Annotated in this window: 25 protein-coding genes and 1 pseudogene; 2 read left to right on the top strand and 24 right to left on the bottom strand. The window is 42.5% G+C overall.

Annotation, left to right across the window (positions count from 1 at the left end; translation table 11 throughout):
* Together BU200_RS11755 and BU200_RS10760 are read left to right on the top strand one after the other, a co-directional pair.
* On the top strand, window positions 1-254 hold a 254-nt coding region (locus tag BU200_RS11755; protein ID WP_211268955.1), incomplete at its 5' end, for a transposase.
* A gap of 6 nt (window positions 255-260) precedes the next feature.
* Window positions 261-488: pseudogene (locus BU200_RS10760) on the top strand (cysteine synthase A); the annotation flags it as partial.
* 615 nt (window positions 489-1,103) lie between these two features.
* Here BU200_RS10760 and BU200_RS02895 read toward each other — a convergent pair.
* From BU200_RS02895 to gmk, 24 genes are all read right to left on the bottom strand, one after another.
* Window positions 1,104-1,463, bottom strand: a complete 360-nt coding sequence (locus BU200_RS02895; protein ID WP_075098732.1) for a S1 RNA-binding domain-containing protein — start codon at window positions 1,461-1,463, stop codon at window positions 1,104-1,106.
* 1 nt (window position 1,464) lies between these two features.
* Window positions 1,465-2,865 carry a Cof-type HAD-IIB family hydrolase gene (locus BU200_RS02890; RefSeq protein WP_075098731.1) on the bottom strand — a complete coding sequence of 467 codons (1,401 nt, stop codon included), beginning with the start codon at window positions 2,863-2,865 and terminating at the stop codon, window positions 1,465-1,467.
* A gap of 26 nt (window positions 2,866-2,891) precedes the next feature.
* On the bottom strand, window positions 2,892-3,536 hold the full coding sequence (locus BU200_RS02885; protein ID WP_075098730.1) for a response regulator transcription factor: 645 nt from the start codon (window positions 3,534-3,536) through the stop codon (window positions 2,892-2,894).
* Entirely contained in the window at window positions 3,505-4,524 is a 1,020-nt protein-coding gene (locus BU200_RS02880; RefSeq protein ID WP_075098739.1) for a sensor histidine kinase, read from the bottom strand. The genes BU200_RS02885 and BU200_RS02880 overlap by 32 nt, the downstream gene beginning before the upstream one ends.
* Window positions 4,524-5,219, bottom strand: a complete 696-nt coding sequence (gene liaF, locus BU200_RS02875) for a cell wall-active antibiotics response protein LiaF (protein ID WP_075098729.1) — start codon at window positions 5,217-5,219, stop codon at window positions 4,524-4,526. Before liaF ends, BU200_RS02880 begins: the two co-directional genes overlap by 1 nt.
* A gap of 239 nt (window positions 5,220-5,458) precedes the next feature.
* A complete protein-coding gene (locus BU200_RS02870) occupies window positions 5,459-6,115 on the bottom strand; it encodes a hypothetical protein (RefSeq protein WP_075098728.1) in 657 nt (218 codons plus the stop codon).
* A 3-nt stretch (window positions 6,116-6,118) separates the two neighbouring features.
* A complete protein-coding gene (locus BU200_RS10595) occupies window positions 6,119-7,435 on the bottom strand; it encodes a T7SS effector LXG polymorphic toxin (protein WP_083609342.1) in 1,317 nt (438 codons plus the stop codon).
* Window positions 7,407-7,679: a DUF4176 domain-containing protein gene (locus BU200_RS02855; RefSeq protein WP_075098727.1), complete on the bottom strand. Its 273-nt coding sequence runs from the start codon at window positions 7,677-7,679 to the stop codon at window positions 7,407-7,409. Before BU200_RS02855 ends, BU200_RS10595 begins: the two co-directional genes overlap by 29 nt.
* Window positions 7,672-8,433, bottom strand: a complete 762-nt coding sequence (locus BU200_RS02850) for a hypothetical protein (RefSeq protein ID WP_075098726.1) — start codon at window positions 8,431-8,433, stop codon at window positions 7,672-7,674. The genes BU200_RS02855 and BU200_RS02850 overlap by 8 nt, the downstream gene beginning before the upstream one ends.
* Window positions 8,434-8,440: 7 nt before the next feature.
* Window positions 8,441-8,641 carry a hypothetical protein gene (locus tag BU200_RS02845; RefSeq protein WP_075098737.1) on the bottom strand — a complete coding sequence of 67 codons (201 nt, stop codon included), beginning with the start codon at window positions 8,639-8,641 and terminating at the stop codon, window positions 8,441-8,443.
* Window positions 8,642-8,882: 241 nt separating this feature from the next.
* Entirely contained in the window at window positions 8,883-9,572 is a 690-nt protein-coding gene (locus BU200_RS11450) for a hypothetical protein (RefSeq protein WP_075098725.1), read from the bottom strand.
* A gap of 268 nt (window positions 9,573-9,840) precedes the next feature.
* Window positions 9,841-10,137, bottom strand: a complete 297-nt coding sequence (locus BU200_RS02835; protein WP_075098724.1) for a DUF4176 domain-containing protein — start codon at window positions 10,135-10,137, stop codon at window positions 9,841-9,843.
* Between the two features lie 123 nt (window positions 10,138-10,260).
* A complete protein-coding gene (locus BU200_RS02830) occupies window positions 10,261-10,935 on the bottom strand; it encodes a DUF443 family protein (protein WP_083609341.1) in 675 nt (224 codons plus the stop codon).
* Window positions 10,936-10,945: 10 nt separating this feature from the next.
* Window positions 10,946-11,650: a DUF443 domain-containing protein gene (locus BU200_RS02825; RefSeq protein WP_083609340.1), complete on the bottom strand. Its 705-nt coding sequence runs from the start codon at window positions 11,648-11,650 to the stop codon at window positions 10,946-10,948.
* 6 nt (window positions 11,651-11,656) lie between these two features.
* A complete protein-coding gene (locus BU200_RS02820) occupies window positions 11,657-13,156 on the bottom strand; it encodes a T7SS effector LXG polymorphic toxin (RefSeq protein ID WP_083609339.1) in 1,500 nt (499 codons plus the stop codon).
* On the bottom strand, window positions 13,156-13,494 hold the full coding sequence (locus tag BU200_RS02815; RefSeq protein WP_142237015.1) for a DUF3958 family protein: 339 nt from the start codon (window positions 13,492-13,494) through the stop codon (window positions 13,156-13,158). The genes BU200_RS02820 and BU200_RS02815 overlap by 1 nt, the downstream gene beginning before the upstream one ends.
* Window positions 13,481-13,780, bottom strand: coding sequence for a TIGR04197 family type VII secretion effector (locus BU200_RS02810; RefSeq protein ID WP_075098720.1), 300 nt, complete (start codon window positions 13,778-13,780; stop codon window positions 13,481-13,483). The genes BU200_RS02815 and BU200_RS02810 overlap by 14 nt, the downstream gene beginning before the upstream one ends.
* Window positions 13,781-13,801: 21 nt before the next feature.
* A complete protein-coding gene (gene pknB / locus BU200_RS02805) occupies window positions 13,802-15,778 on the bottom strand; it encodes a Stk1 family PASTA domain-containing Ser/Thr kinase (RefSeq protein ID WP_075098719.1) in 1,977 nt (658 codons plus the stop codon).
* Window positions 15,775-16,515 (bottom strand): Stp1/IreP family PP2C-type Ser/Thr phosphatase, encoded by a 741-nt coding sequence (locus BU200_RS02800; protein WP_075098735.1) that lies wholly within the window; start codon window positions 16,513-16,515, stop codon window positions 15,775-15,777. Before BU200_RS02800 ends, pknB begins: the two co-directional genes overlap by 4 nt.
* A gap of 18 nt (window positions 16,516-16,533) precedes the next feature.
* Window positions 16,534-17,844: a 16S rRNA (cytosine(967)-C(5))-methyltransferase RsmB gene (gene rsmB, locus BU200_RS02795; RefSeq protein WP_075098718.1), complete on the bottom strand. Its 1,311-nt coding sequence runs from the start codon at window positions 17,842-17,844 to the stop codon at window positions 16,534-16,536.
* Window positions 17,834-18,769, bottom strand: a complete 936-nt coding sequence (gene fmt, locus BU200_RS02790; RefSeq protein WP_075098717.1) for a methionyl-tRNA formyltransferase — start codon at window positions 18,767-18,769, stop codon at window positions 17,834-17,836. The genes rsmB and fmt overlap by 11 nt, the downstream gene beginning before the upstream one ends.
* A 1,211-nt stretch (window positions 18,770-19,980) precedes the next feature.
* Window positions 19,981-22,359 carry a primosomal protein N' gene (locus tag BU200_RS02785; protein WP_075098716.1) on the bottom strand — a complete coding sequence of 793 codons (2,379 nt, stop codon included), beginning with the start codon at window positions 22,357-22,359 and terminating at the stop codon, window positions 19,981-19,983.
* 79 nt (window positions 22,360-22,438) lie between these two features.
* A complete protein-coding gene (rpoZ, locus tag BU200_RS02780) occupies window positions 22,439-22,753 on the bottom strand; it encodes a DNA-directed RNA polymerase subunit omega (protein WP_075098715.1) in 315 nt (104 codons plus the stop codon).
* Window positions 22,754-22,769: 16 nt separating this feature from the next.
* Window positions 22,770-23,393, bottom strand: a complete 624-nt coding sequence (gmk, locus tag BU200_RS02775) for a guanylate kinase (protein ID WP_089503544.1) — start codon at window positions 23,391-23,393, stop codon at window positions 22,770-22,772.
* Window positions 23,394-23,538 lie beyond the last annotated feature (145 nt).

Genomic DNA, 23,538 nt, shown 5'->3' with positions numbered 1-23,538 from the left:
CTGTTTGGCATAAAGCGAAAGCCTTGAGAGTTCCACAGAATATTGAGTTACTGTTTATTCCACCTTACTGTCCAGAAATGAATCCCATTGAGCAAATTTGGAATACGATTCGCCAAGAAGGATTTAAAAATTGCTTTTTCCATTCCTTAAGGGAGGTCATGGATAGACTTCAGGACACGATTCACTCATTGACGAAAGAAAAGGTCAAATCGATTTGTCATAGAGAGTGGATTTCAAGTGCTTTTAATTTTTAAACAGTATTAGACACAACCTCATACGACCATATTATCCGGGTCAAATCAGATGACGCCCTTGCAACTGGCCGAGCTGTCGGTGGTCAGGAAGGGTTCCTTGTGGGAATTTCTTCCGGTGCTGCGATTTACGCTGCGATTGAGCTTGCCAAAGAATTGGGAGCTGGAAAGAAAGTACTGGCAATCCTCCCCGACAATGGTGAGCGTTACCTATCAACTGCTCTTTATGAGGACTAATGGCTAATCTCCTACCTTTAGTTTTATAGTCCTTTAGTTTATCTTTTATTACTTCGTTAACTCGTCTTGCTGTACCATTGAGAAAAGTTACACTTTTCTTATCTGTCACTTGTCTAGTTATCAACTAGACAACTACCTGCGACTTTTAACGAAAACTTCGTTTTCTTCATTTCCCACCTCAAACAGTCTCTCTCCAGACTGTTTGAGCTAGTACTAAAAGTAAACTAAATAACTATACAATTGAACATTTGAAGGCTAAAAGTAGCAAAACTAGCCTCCGCCAAAACTTCGGTAAAATAGAAGTTCCGCAAGGTGAGCTCACAGCAGCAACTATTGATGTTGACGAGTATAGCATCACATTCGCCAATAAAATATAAATAATACTCTATAAAATGCACAAAGGTGGGCATTGGTCTTCAATACTCAACCTTGTGCATTTTTGATTTTCATCTTTATATAGCCGTTTCCCTCAGGGAAAATAGCTGTCGGAAGCTCTGCTGAGGGATAGAGACTAGATGCCTTGAGGAACTTGACTAGAAGCTATACAAAAAGGAGAGAGGGGATAGAAACCAGTCACTCGCAAGACTTGGATCCCCCTTCTCTCCTTTTTTATCTTTATGATTGTTTTTCTAAGTAACTTTTAGCTTCTTTGATCCAATGCGGTAGCTTCTTGGCCAAGGGTTCAAAGCCGATTTTATAACGGTCGCTTGTAAAGCGATGAGGACGTGGCACTTTCTGCCTTTCTTCCTCTAGCGTTCGTAGGGACAAGCTGATTTTCTGGTTGTATTCATCAAAATCTACTACCTGAACCAACAATTCCTGACCTATCCTTAATTGCTCACGGATATTGTCCACATAGCCTGTCTTGATTTCTGAAATATGAATCAAGCCTGTTGTTCCATTTTCTAATTCAACAAAGGCACCGTAGGGCTGAATACCTGTCACCGTTCCCCGCAGTTTCTCTCCAATTCTCATCTTAGTCCTCAATCTCAATTGTTTCAATGATGACATCCTCAATTGGCTTATCCATTGCGCCTGTTTCCACAGCAGCAATCGCATCTAAAACAGCGTACGATGCCTCATCACGCAATTGCCCAAAAACAGTATGGCGTTGATCCAGATGCGGGGTTCCGCCTTGTGCGGCATAAACTTCTGCAATCGACGCTGGCCAGCCACCACGCTCCAGTTCTTTTTTGGCATAAGGTGCCTTGGTATTTTGAACGATAAAAAACTGGCTCCCGTTGGTGTTAGGACCTGCATTTGCCATCGAAAGAGCACCACGAATATTGAAAGCCTCCATTGAAAATTCATCTTCAAAGGCAGTCCCATAAATGGACTCACCACCCATACCTGTTCCAGTCGGATCCCCACCTTGAATCATGAAATCTTTAATGATCCGGTGGAAAATAACACCATCATAGTAGCCATCTTTGGCAAGTCCGATAAAGTTTGCAACTGTTTTGGGTGCAATATCAGGGAACAATTGCAAGTGCAAGTCTCCGTGATTGGTCTTAATCGTAGCCCGTGGTCCTTCAACATGTTCCAAGTCTAATTGTGGATAATGCTGTTCTTTTTCTAGCAAACCAAATTCCTCCAAGGCATGTAAAATGCCATCTTCTTCTACTGTTTTTGTGATGTAATCTGCCTTTGCTGCCAAGTCGGGATGGGAAATCCCCATCGCAACACTAATCCCTGCATAATCAAAGGCTTCCAAGTCATTCAAGCCATCACCAAAGACCATGACATTTTCTGGCTTCAAGCCCAGATCCTCAACAACAGCTGCAATTCCTGCTGCTTTAGACGCGTCTTGCAAGATGATGTCAGATGAGATGGCATCCCAGCGTACGCTACGCATGTCCTTTTGTAGGTCTTGAGGAAGCTCCACTTCCCTACCTTCATGCTCAAAGGTCCAAATCTGATAAATAGAATGTTCTTTATAAAAATCGGGATCTGTTTCCAGATTCTCATAAATGATATCAATGGTCTTGCTGATTCGCTCATCACGGTGAGACAGGGTCGCCTTGTGACTTCCCATAAGCCCATAATCAATCCCCTCTGCCTTGGTCCACTTGATACAACGTTCTACGAGTTCTGTGGGAATAGCCTTTTGGCGGATAATCCTGCCTTTGGCATCTTCGACAAAACTGCCGTTAATCATAGCAAAATAGTCTGGCTTCAGAGCCTGCAAGTCTGGTACTACACCGTAAATCGCACGTCCAGAAGCAATTCCTGTCAAAATCCCTTTTTCTTTCAAGGACTGAAACACATGCGTCAAGGACGCTGGGACATAGCCTGTATCCTTGACGCGAAGGGTATCGTCAATATCAAAAAAGATTATTTTTATTTTTTTAGCTTTGTATTTTAATTTCGCGTCCATAAATCTCCTTTATACTGCCCATTATATCATGATTCCGAGTCTTGCGCTACCAGTCCATGTTGGAAGGCATATACAACTGCCTGGGTCCGGTCACTCACAGCTAACTTCGACAGAATGTTGGATACATGGGTTTTGACTGTTTTCAAGGAAATAAAGGACTCATCAGCAATTCGTTGGTTATCATAGCCTTTCGCTAGCAGGGTTAAAATTTCCCTTTCTCGCGCTGTTAGGTCATCATGCAGGGCTGGGTGGCGTTTTTGATGTTCCATTTTCTTTTCAACTTCTGTTTCAATCGCCAACTCCCCTCGGTAGACCTTCCGAATGGCACGAACAATTTCCTCCGCACTGGAGGTTTTCAGCATATATCCCTTGGCTCCCGCTTTCAAGACAGGATAAATTTTTTCATTGTCTAGGTAAGAGGTCAAGATTAAGACGGCTGCCTCTTTCCATTCTTTGAGAATTTCCAAGGTCGCATCAACCCCTGATAGCTGGGGCATAACCAAGTCCATGACGATAATATCTGGTCTTAATGCCAGCGCCTTGTCTATCCCTTCTTGACCGTCGCTTGCCTCTGCAATCACCTCAATATCAGCCTGTAAATTTAAAAAACTTTTTAATCCTAGGCGAACCATCTCATGGTCATCCACTAATAAGACTTGAATCTTGCTCATGTTCTTTTCCTTTCAATAATGGAACGCGAATATCGATCGCCACTCCCTTGCCAGGAGTCGTCCGAATCTTCAATGTTCCTGCCATATCTTCTACACGTTCCTGAATATTTTGCAAGCCATAGCTGACTTCTTGCTCATCACTTTTGACGAAACCGACACCGTCATCTGTCATTTTCAGCTGCACTTCATACTCTGATTGCACTAGATACACATCCAGATGGTGGGCTTTTGAGTGGCGCAATGTATTGCTGATAATCTCTTGACCAATGCGAAAGAGATGCTCTTCAATAGCTGTCGGTAGTTTCTCTACCTCATGATGGAAATGCACCTTGATGCTGCTTTTATCACTAACCTCACGCAGAATCACTTCAAAACCTTCAACCAAATCCTTATCATCCAACTCACTAGGACGCAGATGTAGGAGTAAAATCCGCAAGTCACGCTGGGCTGTTTCAATCGTATCTTTAACGATCCCCAGTTGCTGCTGGAGGGTGTCCGCTTGAATGGTCTCTAAGCTGCTCGATAGACCTGATAAAATCATACTACTGGCAAATAATTCTTGGCTGACTGTATCGTGTAAATCGCGGGCAATCCGCCTACGCTCACTTTCAACGATCTCTTCCTTTTTTACCAAATCTTGGTTATCAATCAACTGGACGTGACGGGTCAAACCACGCACTTTTTCCGATAATTGCAGTAGGAGCTGGTCATCTTCTGATGAGGTGCGGATATTCTTATTTTGAATGATCGAGCGAATTTTCTGCCGCATTCCTTGCGTCGCAACGATAGCGACAGATTGAACCAATACAACCAAGAAAAAGGTCAGAATGACAATGAGTAGAAACACGGTGAACACAAATTGCTCTGTCGAGGTCCACAAGGACAAATCAAGAAGAGAGTGGTGAAAGAGGGGAAAAACTGCTGCTAGCACTACTAATACAATCAAGGTGGCATACCAGGTGAGGAGGACAAGGGTTCCTTTTTTAATCATACGCGAACCACCTCCACATCACCAAAGATACAGTTGACAACAACCTTTACCCGTTTATGAGATTCCTTGTAATAGGGACTTGCAATGGAGAAGCTCTCATTGCGTAAATCCCAGTAAGATAGTCCCAAGAAATAGACCCTACCGTATAGACTTGCAGCCGATAAGGAAATCTCGACATCAATTGGCAGGATAATCTTTGTTTTTCCAAAGGTCTTGCGAATGACGACAATATTATCTCGCCCCACTAAAATCGTCTCATCAAGGTCAACAACATCATTTCCGAACAGACGGACAATATTGATGTCTTCAAAACCGTACGAGTCCTGTGAATGGTCTTGATTCCCAAACCACTTGGTCTTTTGTTTATGGGCTTCAAGCGCCGTGTCTTCAAAATGCAGATGCGTGTACTGATTGCGCTTCTCATACCGGGAGAAAAAATTGATCATCATGTAAATTAAGAGGAAAATCACACCGATGATAAAGTAGGGATTTAAGACAAAGACAAGGAAAATTAAAAAAATCGCACTAGATAGAAATACGCTGGTTATCTTTCTACCTGTCAGATACCAGATTCCGAGCAATAGTAAGGCAACAAGTAAAATCGTACGAGCAGTCTCACTTGCCAATACATCAAAGCAGGCTAGGGTGAAAATAATACTTTCGACTAGTAAAAAAAACTGGACTTTTCTCATCTCCTGATTCCTTTCCCTACTATTGTATCAAAATTCTTCAGAATTACCTCCTCCTAGGGTAGGAAAAATAGGAGGGGTTCTATCAAAAAAGCTGGGAAAAAGTCCCAGCATGCTTGTTCAGTTTTGGGTCAGTATCTCTACCATTCCTATTGTTATACTGGATATTATCGTTTAGGACTAGCCCAAATAGTCTAGAATGAGACTGTTGGAGGTAGTTGATACTCTTTAAACATCCAGAACTAATGTACACTCTTTCCCCAAGGAATTTCACGTCGCTGGTATCTGCCAACTATATTAAACAAGCGAATGGGATTATTTTGCCAGACTAAGATGACCAAAATAGCTGGCATAATCCCCCAAATACTTAATATAATGATACGACTATCAATAGCTACTTGGTTTAAAATATTGGGGATAATAGAATAAATCATAGCTGGTATAAATGCTAAGTTTGTTAATACTATACTAAATACTACTAAGAACATCGCTAATTTTTTCCCAACAGTTGCCCTTTTATCACCAAAGTTATTCCAAAAAAGATTGCCATAGACAGCTGTCCGAAAATGTTGTCGTGTCGTTGGTTGCGCTTGCTTTACATTCTTGTAAAGGGCACGTTCCAAGAGCCAAATCAAACCAAAACACTCTGCTAGCCATAAAAGAATTAAATAAACCAGTGTCGCATAGCTGTAATAGCCTCCAAAAGGATTGGCAACTACTAACCCTGTCCCACCAAATCCCAAGGCAACTAAGGCAGGGAGCAACAGATTTGTTTTTCCTGCACCTGCCGTATTCAAAAGCCTACTTGGCGGGGCAAGCAAAGCAAGATTTTGCTCTGTATCAAAATAGACAGCTCCCTCGCCACATTCGCCCATATAAACGATTTTTCTAAAAAACATATATCACCAAAATTTAAATAAATTTTCCCATTCCCATTTTCCATGAGAAAAGCCATCATAAATAATATTAAATAGATTATTAACGATTACACCACCTGCGGCTCCCGCAAGCGTTCCAACCACTGGTATTGGAATAGCAGAACCTATAATTGCTCCTACATACATGGCTCCTACAGCTGTTCCGGTATGTGCAACTCCATCAATCGCAGCACTTGTAGCACCATATTGGTCGACACGTTCAAAGTAGGTTGATACACCATCTAAAACTGCTAGCGAACTGCCAAGTAGACCAACACTTTTTGCAGCTCCCTTAACTCCAGTACCTTTAACAAAGGTTCCGGTACCATTCAGTAAATCTTCCGTATGCTTTGCTGCCTTAACATTATTAAATCGTGAGACATCTCCGCTGACCTGTTTCCAGGTTTTATAACCAGTTTTCGAATAGGTGGTAGAGACTGGCTTTCGCCACCATGTCCCATTTTTTATTTTCTTAATACTGGCTAGTGCTTCTGCACCAGCTAATCTGCCAGTACTTGCATAGCTTCCTGCATTAAAGTAAGAGGTATAGCGGTTCAGTTCATTTTCAAACAAGAAATGAACAATTGATGAATCCAATGCCTCATTAGGATTTGATTTGATATAGTTTTCAATCACAATCAAATCCTGCTCCGTTACATCTTCTCCATTTTTTATTTTCTCTATAATAGATTTATAATCATTTTCAGTTTTATAAGAAGTCCACCTCTCATCCACCTGCTTGACCCAGTCCATATCCTTGGCAGGTGGAAGGGTGAAGACCTTGGTTTCGGCATTCCATGAGCTGGTAGCTTGGCGCATGCCTGCTTGGACGGCGGCTATCAAGGGCTGGATATTGGAAAATAAATACACAGAAGAGCCATCAAAAGCCCGTAGTTTCTGTAATTTCTCCTCCAGCTTCTGCTTTAGGCTCCGGTACCTATCTTCAGAGGAGCGTAGAGATGAGATATAGGAGTAGCTGGGTTGGTCTTGACGGTACTCTAAAGTAATCAGCTCCGTGTAGCGACTGATAAAGAGGTCTGCTTTATAAATCTGCTCCACCAGCTCATCTTCCTTCAAATCCACTTGGTCTACCTGACTGCGGTATTGGCTTGGCAGCTTGCTACAAGCTGTATTCACCACTTCATCTAAGAGAATGCACCCCTTAATCAAGGGGTGCAAAATCTGTTGGCTATAAGCCTTGGCTGAATCGTAGGTATGACCTGACAAACTTGCGCTATCATGGATAAACTGGCTCAAACTAGCCTGTAAACACTCATATTTCCTCATGAGAAATAAATTCATTTAATTTGCTTATAAATTCCATCTCAAAAGTAGTATGTGGAGATTCAAATAGAATCTGTTCTATTTTTGATTCATTAAACAAATACATTGTTTGAGCATCTTCGAATCCTTGAGGATTTAATACTCCAGAATAATCAAAAACCGTTCCTTCTCTATTCTGCTGATATCGACCAACAATCATAATAGGTTGACTTCCATTTTTTAATAATACAGTCGTCCCAAGTGATAACCATTTTTTATCCATTTTTTTCTCTCCAATTTTTAATGAAAATATAACTGTGATAGAGAATTATCCCTCCGAAAAAGATCATAAGAGGTTTCAAGGAAATATAGCCAACTATTCCGATAATGATGAGCGTTAAACACCACCAAAAGACCGCCTCTAGGATAGAGGGACGTCTAGAGTTGGGAAGCATTTCTAAGTGTTCCTTCGTCAAAGCAGAACGGTCATTAAAAGCATAGAATAAACGATATTTTACTTGTAGTAAGTCAATATCTAAAGACTCTAAACCTCTTATATAATTAAGTACATAAAACAATAATAAGGGTTCTACTTCCTCAAGATACTCCGTGTAAAGAGAAAAATGTCGCTTACCCGCTACTATTACATTTCCTGCAGCAAAAACACCAATCGGACGTCCGTTTTTACTAATGGCTAGAATATCTCCCTTAGTCCCTGAAGCAACTCGTTTTAACTCATAATGATCTTGATCGTATCGGAATATGCCATACCAGTAGGCTGGTTCCCATAAACGGTCAATTCGTTTTTGCTCATAGAATATTATTTCTGAATGGGCGGAACGTGCTACAATTCGCTCTGTTTTTGAAATATACTCATAGTGCTTTAGAACAAGGATTTCATCAGCACCTGCCCGCAGTCGGTAGCCGTCTTTATCTTGTTCAATTCCAAGTTCATCGACCCAGTTATCGGCTATCAACGACTTAGATTGAAGAACAAATCCTTCTGAATTACCTTTTAATCTTAATTGAATTTCCATAATAGAATTACCACCCAATTGATAAACCTAGACCAAATGGTCCTAATTTTAATTTCGCTTCTGCATTCTGTGTTGTAACACCAACTTTAGCTCTTGCTGAAACACCTATACCTGCAGATCCACTCACATTAAATTTTATACCAAATACAGTAAAACCTGCTTTCGCTTCTCCTTCTAAAATATAAGCGTCTGTACTTGCCGTATTCAAGAGCCTACTTGGTGGAGCAAGCAGAGCAAGATTTTGCTCTGTATCAAAATAGACAGCCCCTCGCCACATTCGCCCATATAAACGATTTTTCTAAAAAACATATATCAACAAAAATCATTCCATTTTTCTCATTTTCCGTGAGAAAAGCCATCATAAACAATATGAAATAGGTTATTAACGATTACACCACCTGCAGCTAATTATTTTTTGATTATTTTCATCTAAACCGGTAGTAACGTCATCATTCTTCCTCCTCTAAAAAAATAAACTTGTTCATGTTTAACACTTCATAAAGATTAAGAAACCTTATAAAGAGAATACTATAACCTGCAAAAAAACCAAGTAATACCATGATGTAACTATAATTAAACAGAAATACTAATGATATGGATTGACCAAATAATGTCAGTATAAAATCACCCACGGGACCGGTCTTGACTTTTTGTTTTGCATTAACATATCTAGGTCGAGGTTTGCGCTCAAGTTTGTAGCTTTTTTCCTCCAACAATCCTTTTGGCTCCTTAGTTATCCTATTCAGCCAGAAGATAATGCCAACAGCCCCTATAACATATATCAAGAGAATCATCTTCCAAAATCTTGGAACGTCTTGATTATACAGCCATTCAATTCTTAGGTGAGATGTAATTGCTGCTACCATCATCAAGCCAACTACAAACCACCATTCAGTAAATTGACGAAAATAGCTCTGCAACCACGGAACCGATCGGATAGCATATTGTTCTTGAGTAGCAGTAATATCATAAACTGTGTATTCTCTATTGTATTTTGGAAAGAAGCCAGGAAAATAACTACGAATATCTTTGGGATTAGCATAGTCAATAATATAGACCCGACGGCGCAGTTCAATGACATAATACCTGTAATTCAAGCAACCAGTTAGCCTAGCTACAAATTGCTTTTGCTTTTTCACAACCCACCCCTCCTTTTAGTAATTCAATAAGGTTTTAAAGCTACGTCCTCGTCTCATTCCCCTATCATATCAATCAGAATCTCGATTCTAACTTATGTAATGATCTCATTTACTAATTTCCTCATACTTATTATACCAAAAATTTCCTTAGTGACACTAAGGAAATAATAGTTCTGTATCTGGAAGCATTAATATTAGACTTCACCTTTAGAATATGGCGATTGAGAAACTCCATTATTCAAGATTGTGCATAGACACTTAGCAACAACTAGTCATTCCCAGTTTTTCCTTTCTTCAACCTTGTTGCATTTTCTGCTAGCCACTGTCGGTACAGTTCTTGATAACGACTTTCTTCCTCGTCTTTGAATCCTTCAAAAATAACTCTATCAACATTTTCTTCATTGAAATAAAAAACATGTTCTGCTTCTAGTCCTACTGGATAAATACATCCTGAATAATCAAAAATAATATTTTCTCCCTCTTGATTAAGTATCGCACCACGGTTGAGAACCATGATTTTACGATTGCCCTCTTTCAAATAAACAATACTACCAATTGGTAACATACTTCATACTTCCTTTCTACTTTTAATAATGGTTTGATATAGACAAACCTTAGATTATTTGATGCACAGTCTGACAAATCCTTGCTTTAACCATTTTCCGATACCATCTAGTGATTATTTTTCCTAATTTAGTAAAATATCCACTATTTTATATTTCCATTTTTCTTTGGCAGAGAATGCTCCATTTGCTGCACCGAGATAAATGAAAGCTAACAATATGGCGACTAAAAGCAAAACAATATTCCCTAAATACAGGAAAATTCCAGTAAAGATGATGAACAAAAATAAAATGAATAGCCATGCCCAAAGAATATGGAGAAAAAATGCCAAGGGATTGTGAGGTCTCATTTTATAGTAAAGTGGTTGTTTTAACTCTCTATCAAGGAGTGCTTGTAGGCTTTTCCTTCTGGAATAATAAAGCAACTGTAATAAAAGAAAAGCTACAACCAACCCAATCGCTAACAATATACAATTGGTTATCATTGAAAAATCGGTATTAAAATGTTTGAAAATATCTATCTTGTTTACGCGTATCCAGGCATTAAAAAATACAGTTGCACCTCCTACTAAGGAAGTAGGAATCACAAATTTACTTGCCCTTGCATGTTTTTCCTTGAGTATCAAATATTCTTCGGTCGTAATAGGATAAACCTTGTGGTATAATGCCCAGTTTAGAGGAAAAAATAAATGTCCAATGATATTTCTAGGACGAATATCCAACAAATAATATTGTTCGTCAACTAGAAATAATAAATAGCGAAGATTACTCTGATACTGTAATTGAATAAGTTTCATCATTCCTCCTCAATCAAATAGTTTTAGAATAGTCAGACCAATGATTATCTCTTTTTTGACGTATATCCACTACCCTATAAAAATGATCACTATCAGTACTATAAGCAAGATTTACTGCTATAAGATGTAAAAATACCAATAAAGTAGCTGTCAGTAAAAATACTAGATTTCCTAAGTAAATAAATCCTACAAGAGATAGAATAGCTGTCCCTACGATAAGAATAAGATAGGCAATATAGGTTATAATCATTTTCCAACTGATTTTGGAAGGTACAAGTTTATAGTAGAGTGGGTGTTCCACGTTTATATATGTTAATGAAGTTATACTGCGCTTTCTAGAGCGATAAAACCACCCTGCTAAAATAAAAGATAGGAATATCCCCATAAGCGCTAAAATTATATTAAGTTTTAGTGAGAAGTCTGTCTCGAAATATTTGGAAACATGATGAATTCGAAGCCAATTTCCTACAAAGACTGACAGTCCTGCTCCTAAAGTAGAAGGAAGCACTAGATGCTTTAATCTGTCATTCTTCTGATTTATCTTGTGATAGTCTTCGTTTGTAATAGGATAAATTCTTTGATAAAAAAACCAATTCAGAGGCATAAATAGATACCCTATTAGATGATTGGGACGCCTATCCAATAAATAATACTGTCCATCAATCTGAAAAACTAGATAGCGAAAATTCGCATAAGTAAAATGAAAGCTCTGCATCATTCCTCCTTAATCAAATGGGGTCAAAATACTTAAACCACTTGAAAAAGCTTTCCCAACATCATCTGTAAGGTCTTCGATCCAATTTTTTACACCCTCTATACTATTAGAAACTGCCGTTCCAACGTCTTTACCCGCATCATCTAACCAATCACCGACGGTATCCAACCCATCTTGAAGACCCAAGAAATTATTGTTGTAAGCTGTTTCAAATCCCAAACTAACAACTGTACCAACAGCAAGGCTCGCGGCTGCTACACCTGCTGCTGCCCAACCAATAGGATTGCTGACAAAGAATATAGCTGATATGGCAGCGGTTGCTCCCACACCCGCGCCCCATCCTATCCCTGTCGATAAACCATTATGAACAAGGGCTTGACCCCAAGTTTTATCTTGGTTGACTATATCATCATACATGCCTAGACCAAAACCAACCCCCATCAAACCATAACCAAGTCCCTTGCCAACAGCTGCTGTTTTTGTTCCGTGTTGAACCAAGGCTTGTCCGATGCCTCCTTTATTAACTACGATAAAAGTCGTTGATAATCCTTGAACGTTAGTTGTAGCTGGTCCCTTTATGCCTTCCAAAATAGTAATTAAACCACCTAAGCGCTGAACACCTAAACCAAGTTGTTCGGTAATTGTTGCAGCCACATCAAGTTGTGTACTACTTCTATCGTATAAATCTTTGGATTTATCCACAAAATTCTTGATCGAAGCAAGTAACGCTTGACTAAGTAGCTCATCCGGATGGGATCGAGCATAAGTGTAGACAGCCTGCATATCTTCATCAGCAAGGACTTGACCATTCTCTGCTTTTTTTACCGCAGCATTATAAGCCTCTGTCTCCTCCTTCTCTTTTTTACTTTCCCACCTCTCATCCACCTGCTTGACCCACTCCATATCCTTGGCAGGTGGGAGGGTGAAGACCTTGGTTTCGGCATTCCATGAGCTGGTGGCTTGGCGCATGCCTGCTTGGACTGCGGCTATCAGGGGCTGGATATTGGAAAATAAATACACAGAAGAGCCATCAAAAGCCCGTAGTTTCTGTAATTTCTCCTCCAGCTTCTGCTTTAGGCTCCGGTACCTATCTTCAGAAGAGCGTAGAGATGAGATATAGGAGTAGCTGGGTTGGTCTTGACGGTATTCTAAGGCAATCAGCTCCATGTAGCGACTGATAAAGAGGTCTGCCCTATAAATCTGCTCCATCAGCTCATCTTCCTTCAAATCCACTTGGTCTACCTGACTGCGGTATTGGCTTGGCAGCTTGCTACAAGCCGTGTTCACCGCTTCATCTAGGAGAATGCACCCCTTGATTAAGGGGTGCAGAATCTGTTGGCTATAAGCCTTGGCTGAATCGTAGGTATGGCCTGACAAACTTGCGCTGTCATGGATAAACTGGCTCAAACTAGCCTGTAAAGACTGATAGGCATTTAGGCGATTTCCCAATACTGAACCAACACTTTGGGCTTGTTGGTCAGAGGATCCTAGATACATTTCAATTCCCACTATGTTTCCTCCTCTTCCAATCTCCTTTGCTCTACTGCAAGTTCCTCTGCCTGATTGGTCAGACGGCGGTTTTCATACAGCAGTTCTTCATATTCTCTCTCCAAGTCCGTCTTTATCTTCTTGTTCTGGGCAAGCTGCTCATCAACAAGCCCCTGAAAAAGAGAACGGTCTGAAGAGCCGTGAAGAAGCGCGACTAACTCCCGTAAGAAATGATCCGACTCTTTTGAGAGTTGACCCAGCTCTTCCATACTCATTTGCCTTGCTTTTATCAGCTCTTGCTGATGGGCTAGTCGCTCATTAACTCGCTTGCTAACTTCTCTTAATTCACTTCGGTTCATTCAAACTAAACCCCGTACTTTGTAATTGAACACCCAACTGTGCATCCATTGCTTGAAAGCTAGCAGACACACTTTGGATATTGCTGGACATCGAAGAGAGGATTGTTCCTAATTGGCTAGCCAGCTCTTGTGATTTAGCAATCGCTTCTTTGGCTTGCTCGTTACCACCAAGTTTTGTTTGAAAATCTAGCATCACACTGCCACTACTGACTAAGGCAGAGACACCATTTGCTAAAGCGGTGGCTCTCTCCCCAGCAGTGGAGGTATCATTTTGTAAAACGACCATGGCTTTCCTCCTACTTTCTATTTAATGATCTGAACTGCTGGTAGTTGTAGAACTACTGCCAGAGCTAGGGATATTCGCATTATTGCTCGGCGTTGACGAAGCAGGAGCTGCCACGGATACATAGAGAGTAACGCTTTCTCCAATAGCAGTACCAGCAGCAGGAAATTGTCCTACTACCAACTCTCCATTAGCGGAATAACCAGAATCCTCTATCTTTTCAACCGTGACATTGACCCCCAAATTCTGTAACTGCCTACGTGCATCAGCATAGCTCGTTTTGAGTACACCAAAGTCAGGCATAACCGGTGCTGGGCCTTTTGAGATAACAAGATTCACTGCTGAACCTTTCGGGAGAGCAGTTCCAGCTTCTGGTTCTATACGAGTGACCAGTCCTTTTTGATGGGTGCCGTATTCTTCGCTTATTGTTCCAACGACCAAGCCTGCGGCTTTGAGTTCTTGTGTAGCTGTATCTAAGCTCTTACCAGTAACATCTGGAACTTGAGGCTGTTCAGCTCCTTTGGATACCTTAACAGTGATAGTGCTTCCCTTGGCCTTAGAAGAATTGGCTTTCGGGTCGGTCGAGATAACCTGATCTGCCTCCACGCTATCACTGTGTTCCTGTACTTCTTCAACGACAAAGCCTGCGGCTTCTAGCTCAATCTTTGCATCTTTGATATCTTTTCCGACGACATCAGGTACTGTTACAGCATCAGTGGTTGCCACTACAATATCGACTGGCTTGCCCTCTCGCTTAGAGGTGCCTGCTGCCGGATTGGTGCGAATGACCTTTCCTTCTGCAACTTCTGAAGACGGTTCTTCCTTCACTTTTCCAACCTTTAAACCGGCTGTCTCTAGCATTTCACGCGCAACGTCTAAGGTCTGACCACTAACATCTGGCACTTTAATCGTGGCAGGAGTATTTAGTAAAAGAGCCGCCACAGCAGCAATAATCAATACAATTGCCCCAAACAATACCTTATACCGCGTCCGTATTTTTCGTCTGGACTTAGAAGCTGCTCCTACTGGACGCTCTGGATGTTGGGCAGCCGGTGCAGCATGGGGTACTTTAATAGAAGAGGTTCTCTGTTCTGTCGCAATGGTTGATAGCTTTGGTAGGGTTTTGGTATCGACCTTTCCGTCCTCTAAGACAACCTTCCTTTCATTCAACCGATTATTCGACAAGGAAGAGGCAATATCTGTATACATTTCGGCAACTGTCTTATAACGATCTGTCAGTTTTTTGGCAGTTGCTTTTAAGACGACATTTTCAAGCGCCTGTGGCACATTCGGATTTTCTTCCCGTACAGACGGCAGGGCTTTCTGGAAATGCTGAAGCGCAATCGTTACGGCGCTATCTCCGTCATAGGGAATCCGCCCTGTCAGCATTTCAAACAGGATAATCCCCATGGCATAAATGTCGCTTTGAACCGTCGCTTTTGAACCACGAGCCTGCTCAGGTGATAGATAATGAACCGATCCCAGCATCGAATTGGTCTGGGTTAAGCTGGTCTCTGCAAAGGCTACCGCAATCCCGAAATCCGTCACCTTGGCGGTGCCTTCTTTGGTTAAGAGGACATTCTGTGGTTTCAAATCACGGTGTACGATACCGCGGGTATGCGCCATTCTCATGGCTAGCAGGATTTGCCCCATGATCCGTACCGCTTCATCATTGGACAGAGGAGCATTCTCCTTAATATATCGTTTTAAATCGAGACCATTGACATATTCCATCGCCAAATATTGTTGTCCGTCTTCTTCGCCAATGTCTGAAATGCGTACAATATTCGGATGATCCAAGTCTGCCATGGCTCTAGCTTCTCGCTGAAAACGTTGCACGGCTATCTGATCGGTTTGATAGTTGGTTCGCAGAACCTTGACAGCGACCTCTGCCCCGTCTAAAATCAAATCTTTTGCCAGATAGACGTCCGCCATTCCTCCACGTCCAATTTGACGGACGATTCGGTAGCGATCAGCAAAGATTTTCCCAATCTGAATCATTGCCTAGCCTCCTCGGTAATGTGGATAAGGGCTACGGTGATATTATCTGTACCGCCAGCGTTATTGGCAAAGCGAACGAGACTTTCTGCCTTGCTATTTAGAGAAACATCACTAAGGATAATATCTCGGATATCTTCGTTGGAAACCATGTTGGTCAAGCCATCACTATTGACTAGAATATAATCGCCCAACTCTAGCGTTTTTAAGGCAATATCTGCTTCGACAGGATTTTGCTGACCGATGGATTGGGTAATGAAATTCTTCTGTGGATGGTGTTGCGCCTCTTCCTCGGTCAACTGGCCTGCTCGAACCAAGGCTCCGACCAAGGAATGGTCGTTGGTCAATTGGCTGTACTCCCCGTCGCGTACCAGACCGATTCGTGAGTCTCCAATATGGGCGTAGATCATTTGATGATCGATGATGACAACGGCTTCTAATGTTGTCCCCATCCCGCGGTATTCTTCTGTTTGTCCCAACTCATGAATCTTTTGGTTTTCTTGCTCGAGGACAACAGCGAACCATTCCCGAACATCATTCAACGTATGGATTTGTGTATCTACCCACGAAACACCCAAGTCTGTTGCCGCCATTTCACTGGCAATATGCCCTGCACGATGACCACCCATACCGTCTGCCAAAACGATCAAATCAATACCTGCTCGGTTTGTATAACGGTTGACATAATCTTGATTGTTGGTACGTTTTTGACCTACATCTGTTAATAATGAAATTTCCATTTGGCCCATTTCCTCCTCTTACGATACTCGCTGAAATTGACTGATGAAGAAACCATCACTACCATATAATTCCGGGGTGATAAGGATACAGCCATCTTGCAAAATATCTTTTCTGTTATGATCTAATCTTACTTGTTTAAAGTTGGGGTGTTTGGCTAGAAAAGCCTCCACCACTTGATGATTTTCTTCTGCCACAATTGTGCAGGTGCTATAAGTTATTATACCACCTTTTCTAAGACTTTGACAAACATTGCTTAGGATCTCTAGTTGCAGTTGCTGCAGCGCTTCAAAATCTGCCGTTTCCTTGTTGTACTTGATGTCTGGCTTACGGCGTAAGAGCCCGATACCCGAGCAAGGCGCATCTACCAAAATCTTATCAAAAGCATCTGCGCCAAATGTCTCAAAAACCTTTCTAGCATCTAACTTTTTAGTGATTACCCTGTCAGCCACGCCGAGACGCGTAGCGTTCTGCTCAATCAAGTCCAACTTATGGTCATACAAGTCAAGGGCTGTGACAGTCCCTGTCGTCAAATAGCTAGCTATATGCGCCGTTTTTCCACCCGGAGCTGCACAGGCATCCAGCACTGCCTCATCTCCTTGAAGTTGGAGCGTTGGCGCAACGAGCTGGCTACTCTCATCTTGAATCGTGATCCTACCTTCTGTAAAGGCCTTGGTCCCTGCAAAGTGACCGCTCGGCTTTACCAGACCAACAGCTGATAAAACAGACAAGTCTGCCTGCGTCTCCTGCTTTACCTCTTCCACTTCCTGAGAATTGATCACACGGACGCTCGCCTTATTGCGGACGAGCAAACTCTCAAAAATCTTGATTGCCCGTTCGTCTCCATATTCATCTATCAGCTTTTTCACCAGCCATACAGGCAGGGAGTACTGAACTGACAGCCGTTTGTTTTTCCGTTTAATGCTGGCAATATCTGGTAGCTCATGATCGATCAGCTTTCTTAAAATTGCATTGACAAATTTATCTGTCCCCCGGCTTTTCTTGGCGATTTCTACCGCTTCGTTGACAATGGCATGGTTGGGAATTTTGTCCAAATAAACAATCTGATAGAGACTAAGCAGGAGGAGCTGATAGACCCATGAATCCAGTTTCTCTCTATCTTCAATCACATGTGCCAGATACCATTCCAGCGTGATTTTCCGCGCAACAGTGCCATATACCAGCTCGGTTACGAGCCTTTTATCTTTTTCCGACAAGGAAGAGGAGTGCAGGGCTTGATGGAGAGCAAGATTCGAATAGCCTCCCTCGTCAAATATCTGCCCCAAAACCGTTAAGGCAAGACCTCGTGCTGTTTCCTTTTTATTCACCAAAACGATCTCCTACTGCTAACTTGCGACCAATCCCGTTTAAGAAATCGGCGATTCCCATTTTAGGCTTGCCTGCTGGCTGAACTGTTTTTAGAGCAAGCGCTCCTTCACCCGTTGCGATCCGCAATTCTTTCTTACTAAGCGCAATGATTTCACCTGGTTGTCCAGAACCTTCTGCTAGGCTAGCTTCGTGAATCTTGAAGCGTTCTCCATGTAAAAGAGTATGCGCCACTGGCCACGGGTACATCCCGCGGATATGATTGAAGAGTTGACGATTGGTCTTGGTCCAATCTAGACGCTCCTCCTCGGGACTAATGTTGGGTGAGAAAGTCACTTGGCTTGGATCTTGGGCTTCGGGTTTCAGCTCACCTGCCACATAAGCAGGGAGGTGTTCCAGCAATAAATCACGTCCGACGACCGCTAATTTTTCAAATAGGGTTCCTACATTATCCTTATCCGTAATCGGAAGAGCTTTTTTAGCAATCATATCGCCGGCGTCCATCTCCTTGACCATTTCCATGAGGGTCACGCCAGCTTCGGCATCCCCATTGATGAGGGCATAGTGAATCGGCGCACCACCTCTATATTTAGGCAGAAGCGAAGCATGGACATTGACGGCAAATGATACGCTATTTAAGAGTTTTGTTGGTAAAAACTGACCAAAAGCCGCCGTAACAATCCCGTCTGCACCAAGCTCCATCAATTCTTCTAATTCTCTGCTTCCAGATAATTTTTCAGGTTGATATACCGGCAGGTCATGCGATAATGCCAGCTCTTTAACCGGTGTCATTCGAATCTCTTTTTTTCTACCCACCGCACGATCGGGTTGAGTAACCACTGCTAACAATTCATACTGACTATCTTCTAGCAACCCCTTTAAAACCGTCGCCGAAAAAACAGGCGTTCCCATAAAAATCAATTTTGTCATACACATACTCCTTTACACAAGATACGAGGGCGTTAAGCAACTCCTAGACAAAATAGGCAATCGAAGCAGGGTGTCTCGCACCCAATGAGATTGGTCTTTTTGTCAGCGAGTTGTAGTCCGAGTTCAGTTACACAAGATACGAGGGCATTTGATACGAGTTGCACTCGTTCTATCTCCCGCCTTCAACAGTCCTTCTGGACTGTTGAAGCGAGCCAAGCAAAAATAGGAGATTGACGATGTGTTCCATGAACACAAGGAAATCTATCTTTTTTGCACAGCTCGTAGCCCGAGTTCAGTTACACAAGATACAAGAGCGTTAAAAGCACAAAGTGAAAATAGGAAATTGACACCGTGTCTCAAGACACAAGGCAATTTATCTTTTTCACACAGTGCTTAGCTCGAGTTCAATTACAATAAGATGTGAAGCCGTTAAAAAACCGACTGAAAATTAGGAAACATGACGTAGAAGCGCAGCTTCTAGGAATGTTTATCCCTAAAGGGAGCCACACCTGTAAGCAACTAAAGTTGCAACAGTTGCGTCTCTTTTTCGCACAGAGTTTAGGGCGTGTTCAGTTAAGATACGAGAGCGTTAAAAGCACAAAGTGAAAATAGGAAATTGACGCCGTGTCTCAAGACACAAGGCAATTTATCTTTTTCACACAGTGCTTAGCTCGAGTTCAATTACAATAAGATGTGAAGCCGTTAAAAAACCGACTGAAAATTAGGAAACATGACGTAGAAGCGCAGCTTCTAGGAATGTTTATCTATTTTCCGAGGTTTTAGGCTGAACTCAATTCCCCAAGATACGAGGGCATTTGATACGAGTTTCACTCGTTTTATCTCCCGCCTTCAACAGTCCTTCTGGACTGTTGAAGCGAGCCAAGCAAAAATAGGAGATTGACGATGTGTTCCATGAACACAAGGAAATCTATCCCTAAAGGGAGCATACCTGTAATCAGCTGAAGCTGAAACAGTTATGTCTCTTTTTCCAAGCTTTAACCCATATTCCATTTATTTGCTCTTGATGTTATTGAACCATCCAATCTATCTACTTTATTATACCATCTTTTATCCTATTTCTCTGCTTCAAGGGTATAGCCGTTTAGTTTATCTCATCCTCACTAAAAATAAAAAGGCAAGGATTATCTGAACAGCACTCCAAGATTAGACACACTATCTAACCATTAGAATGCCGTTCAGCATTCCCCACCTCACATCATCGTTTGCGGTTCATGGTCAATCACGACACGCAGGTCCTGATTTTCCCTTTCCTGAGTCCAGTCTAACACACGATTCAGGACTTGCCCCAACTGTGGCTCCTTGCGGTATTTGACAATCATCTGATAATGATAGAGATTGTGCGTTCGGGCAATCGGTTTGGGCGTAGGACCAAGGAGCTGAATCTGATCACTCAGATGCTCCCGTAACATGTTCATAACCTCAAAGGCCTTTTTAACAACAAAGTCTTCCGACTTATGCGACAGGGTCACACCAACGGTGTAGTAGTAAGGCGGATAGCCCCACGTTCTGCGCATGCCCATTTCATACTGATAAAAGCCTTCATAGTCCTGCTCCTTGGCAAAGGAAATAGCATAGTGGTTTGGATTATAGGTCTGAATCACGACCTCCCCGACTTTATCGGCTCGACCTGCCCGTCCCGCCACTTGAGTAAGGAGCTGAAAGGTACGTTCTGCAGAGCGAAAATCAGGCAAATTCAAAGCCGTATCCGCATTTAAGACCCCGACCAGAGTCACATTGGGAAAGTCCAAGCCCTTGGCAATCATCTGCGTTCCAAGGAGGATATCTGCTTCACCACGACCAAAGGCTGTCAAGATTTTTTCATGACTGCCTTTTTTCCTCGTCGTATCGACATCCATACGCAAGATGCGGGCTTCGGGCAATACTTCCATTAACTCGTCGTAGGCCTTTTGAGTACCCGTTCCATAATAGCGGATGGCATTGCTATGGCAATTGGGGCAGATACGCGGAATGCCCTTTTGAAAACCACAATAGTGACAGTTCATCGTCTTAGTATCCATGTGGAGGGTCAGGGAAATATCACAATTCGGACATTCATCCACCGCGCCACAATCCCGACACATGACAAAAGACGAGTAGCCACGACGATTGAGCATTAAGACTACCTGCTCCTTTTTCGCTAGTTTTTCCTTGATTTTCTCAAGTAAAACAGGGGTAATCGTGCTTGCTTCCTGCTGACCGATATAATCTCGGAAATCAACAATCGCTACTGACGGAATCCGGGCTTGAGGATTGGCTCGTTGGGTTAGGGTCAAAAAGCCGTATAGCCCCTTGCTAGCCCGTGCCCGACTTTCCAAGCTCGGAGTAGCAGAACCTAGGACCAAGACCGCTTGATTGTAGTCCACCCGTAGTTTAGCTACGTCTCGGGCATGGTAACGGGGATTAGAATCCTGCTTATAGGTCGCCTCATGCTCCTCATCAATGATAATGGCACCAATATTGGTCAAGGGGGCAAAGATCGCAGAACGAGCTCCCACAACTACTTGGGCTTCTCCCCGCTCAATTTTGCGCCACTCATCATACTTTTCCCCGTCTGACAGACCCGAATGGAGAATCGCTACTTTCTGACCAAAACGGGCAATAAAACGCTGGGTCATCTGCGGGGTCAAGGAGATTTCAGGCACCAGCATAATGGCTGTCTTCCCCTGCTTTACAACATAATCAATGACCTGCAAGTAGACCTCGGTCTTCCCACTCCCTGTCACTCCTTCTAGGAGATGGGTCCTACTTGCCTGACCAAGCTCTGACACAATTTCTCGAACCGCTCTCGCCTGCTCGCTATTGAGCTGCAAAGCCCCCGTTTCTTTGACCTGGTCAAAATAAGCCTGCGTACGACTGACTTCTTCTTCCCACACTTTAATAGCACCCTGTTCTTGGAAGTAACGGATATTTTCTATCGAAAAATCCTGACGCAAATGAGCCAGAGGAGCCGGTTCTTCCTGTTGTAGCAAGAGTTCTTTTAAGGCCTGTCGCTTTTTAGCACGCTTACTAATCTCAAGATCCTGCAACTGTTTCTGATTAACCCTATACCATTTCTCCGTCTTAATCTGCTTTTTGTCCTTGGCGAGATAGTCGACCATAATTTTCCCAGCTTGAGCTAGGCGCATGACACGCGCCTGCTGGGTGAGGTCTAAATCCGAGAAATGCACACTCTCTTGACCACCAAAAATCGCCAGCCTATCTGCATCCGACAAGTCTACTCCCTGCGAGAGTACCTTGTCATAAGAAGAATTGAGCAAATTGGGTAACATGGCTTTTAAGAGGGAAATTTTATAGGAAAAGACTGTTTTTCGCAGCTCCTCTGCCAGCCATAGCTGTTCCGTATTTAACACAGGTGAAAAATCCAACACCTCTACGATCTCTTTTGTTTCAGTGTCAGAGCTTTCTGAAAAACCGACCACAATCCCTTGAATGAGCCGATTCCCCTTTCCAAAGGGAACATGGACCCTCATCCCTGCCTGCAACATAGCTTCAAATTCTTCTGGAATATGGTAGGTATAGGGACGATCCGTCTGCATCAAGGGGACGTCAACAATAACCTCTGCAAACATCCTTGCTCCTTTCTAGTCTCTCGTATGTGACATTAAAAATCAAAATAAACCCAGTTGGAATGCCAACTGAGCCTGCCTCTTAAATCTTATCGCCGTCTTCTTTTTCTTTGGCAATCTGTGCTTTAATCTTACGCTCTTCTTCTTCTTGACGAAGACGTTCTTCTTCCGCACGACGGCGGACAGCTTCGCGTTTCGCTTCTGGATCTGGGTGAATCACGACATTACCAGATTCGATTTCTTCCAAGGCGCGCAAGGTGGATTTGACAGAAGTAAATTCTTGAGTTGCCTTTGCTCCTGCTTCCAATTCATGCGCACGTTTTGCCTCCAAGATAACCAATGAATATTTTGATGGTACCTTGTCCAACAACGTATCAATAGAGGGTTTTAGCATCATATCTCTTACCTAATTTCTAATTTTTTATCTCTTTTAGCATGTCCTGATAATGCCCGATCACACGGTCAACGCGGAAGTGTTCCGCCTCGATGACCCGCTTCACTCGCTCAGCCGCCAAAGGCACCTCATCATTGACGATCGCATAGTCGTATTCACGCATGAGGGCAATTTCTTCTTTTGCCTTTTCAATCCGCTGGGCAATCACTTCTGCGCTATCTGTCCCCCGTCCAACGAGGCGATCTTGCAATTCATCCAAGTCAGGTGGCGTCAAAAAGATAAAGACCGCATCCGGCACTTTCTTTTTTACTTGTAAAGCTCCTTGAACCTCAATTTCAAGAAAGACATCAATGCCCTTATCAAGCGTTTCATTGACATAGATCAATGGCGTACCGTAGTAATTTCCTACATATTCTGCGTATTCTAGCATTTGTCCTTGACGGATCAACTCTTCAAATTCCTCACGGCTTCTGAAGAAATAATCCACTCCGTCTACCTCACCCGGACGTTGAGGGCGAGTTGTCATCGAAACAGAATACTGAAATTTATTTTCTGAGCTTTCAAAAATCTCACGTCTAACCGTTCCTTTCCCTACCCCAGAAGGTCCTGAAAAAACGATTAACAAGCCACGTTCTGCCATCATATCTCCTTCACAATCTTTCACTTTAGTGTATCAAAAAAACAAGCCTTTTTCAACTGATTTTCATTATCTTATCCAAGAAAATCGCAAGAATCTCTCTTCACAAATGAGGGGCTTGAGGCAATATACCATTTTTTACCAGCTAAGT

The sequence above is a fragment of the Streptococcus acidominimus genome (assembly GCF_001921825.1).
In the GTDB taxonomy this organism is placed as follows: Bacteria; Bacillota; Bacilli; order Lactobacillales; family Streptococcaceae; genus Streptococcus; species Streptococcus acidominimus.
This window is presented reverse-complemented; position numbering and strand designations above follow the sequence as displayed.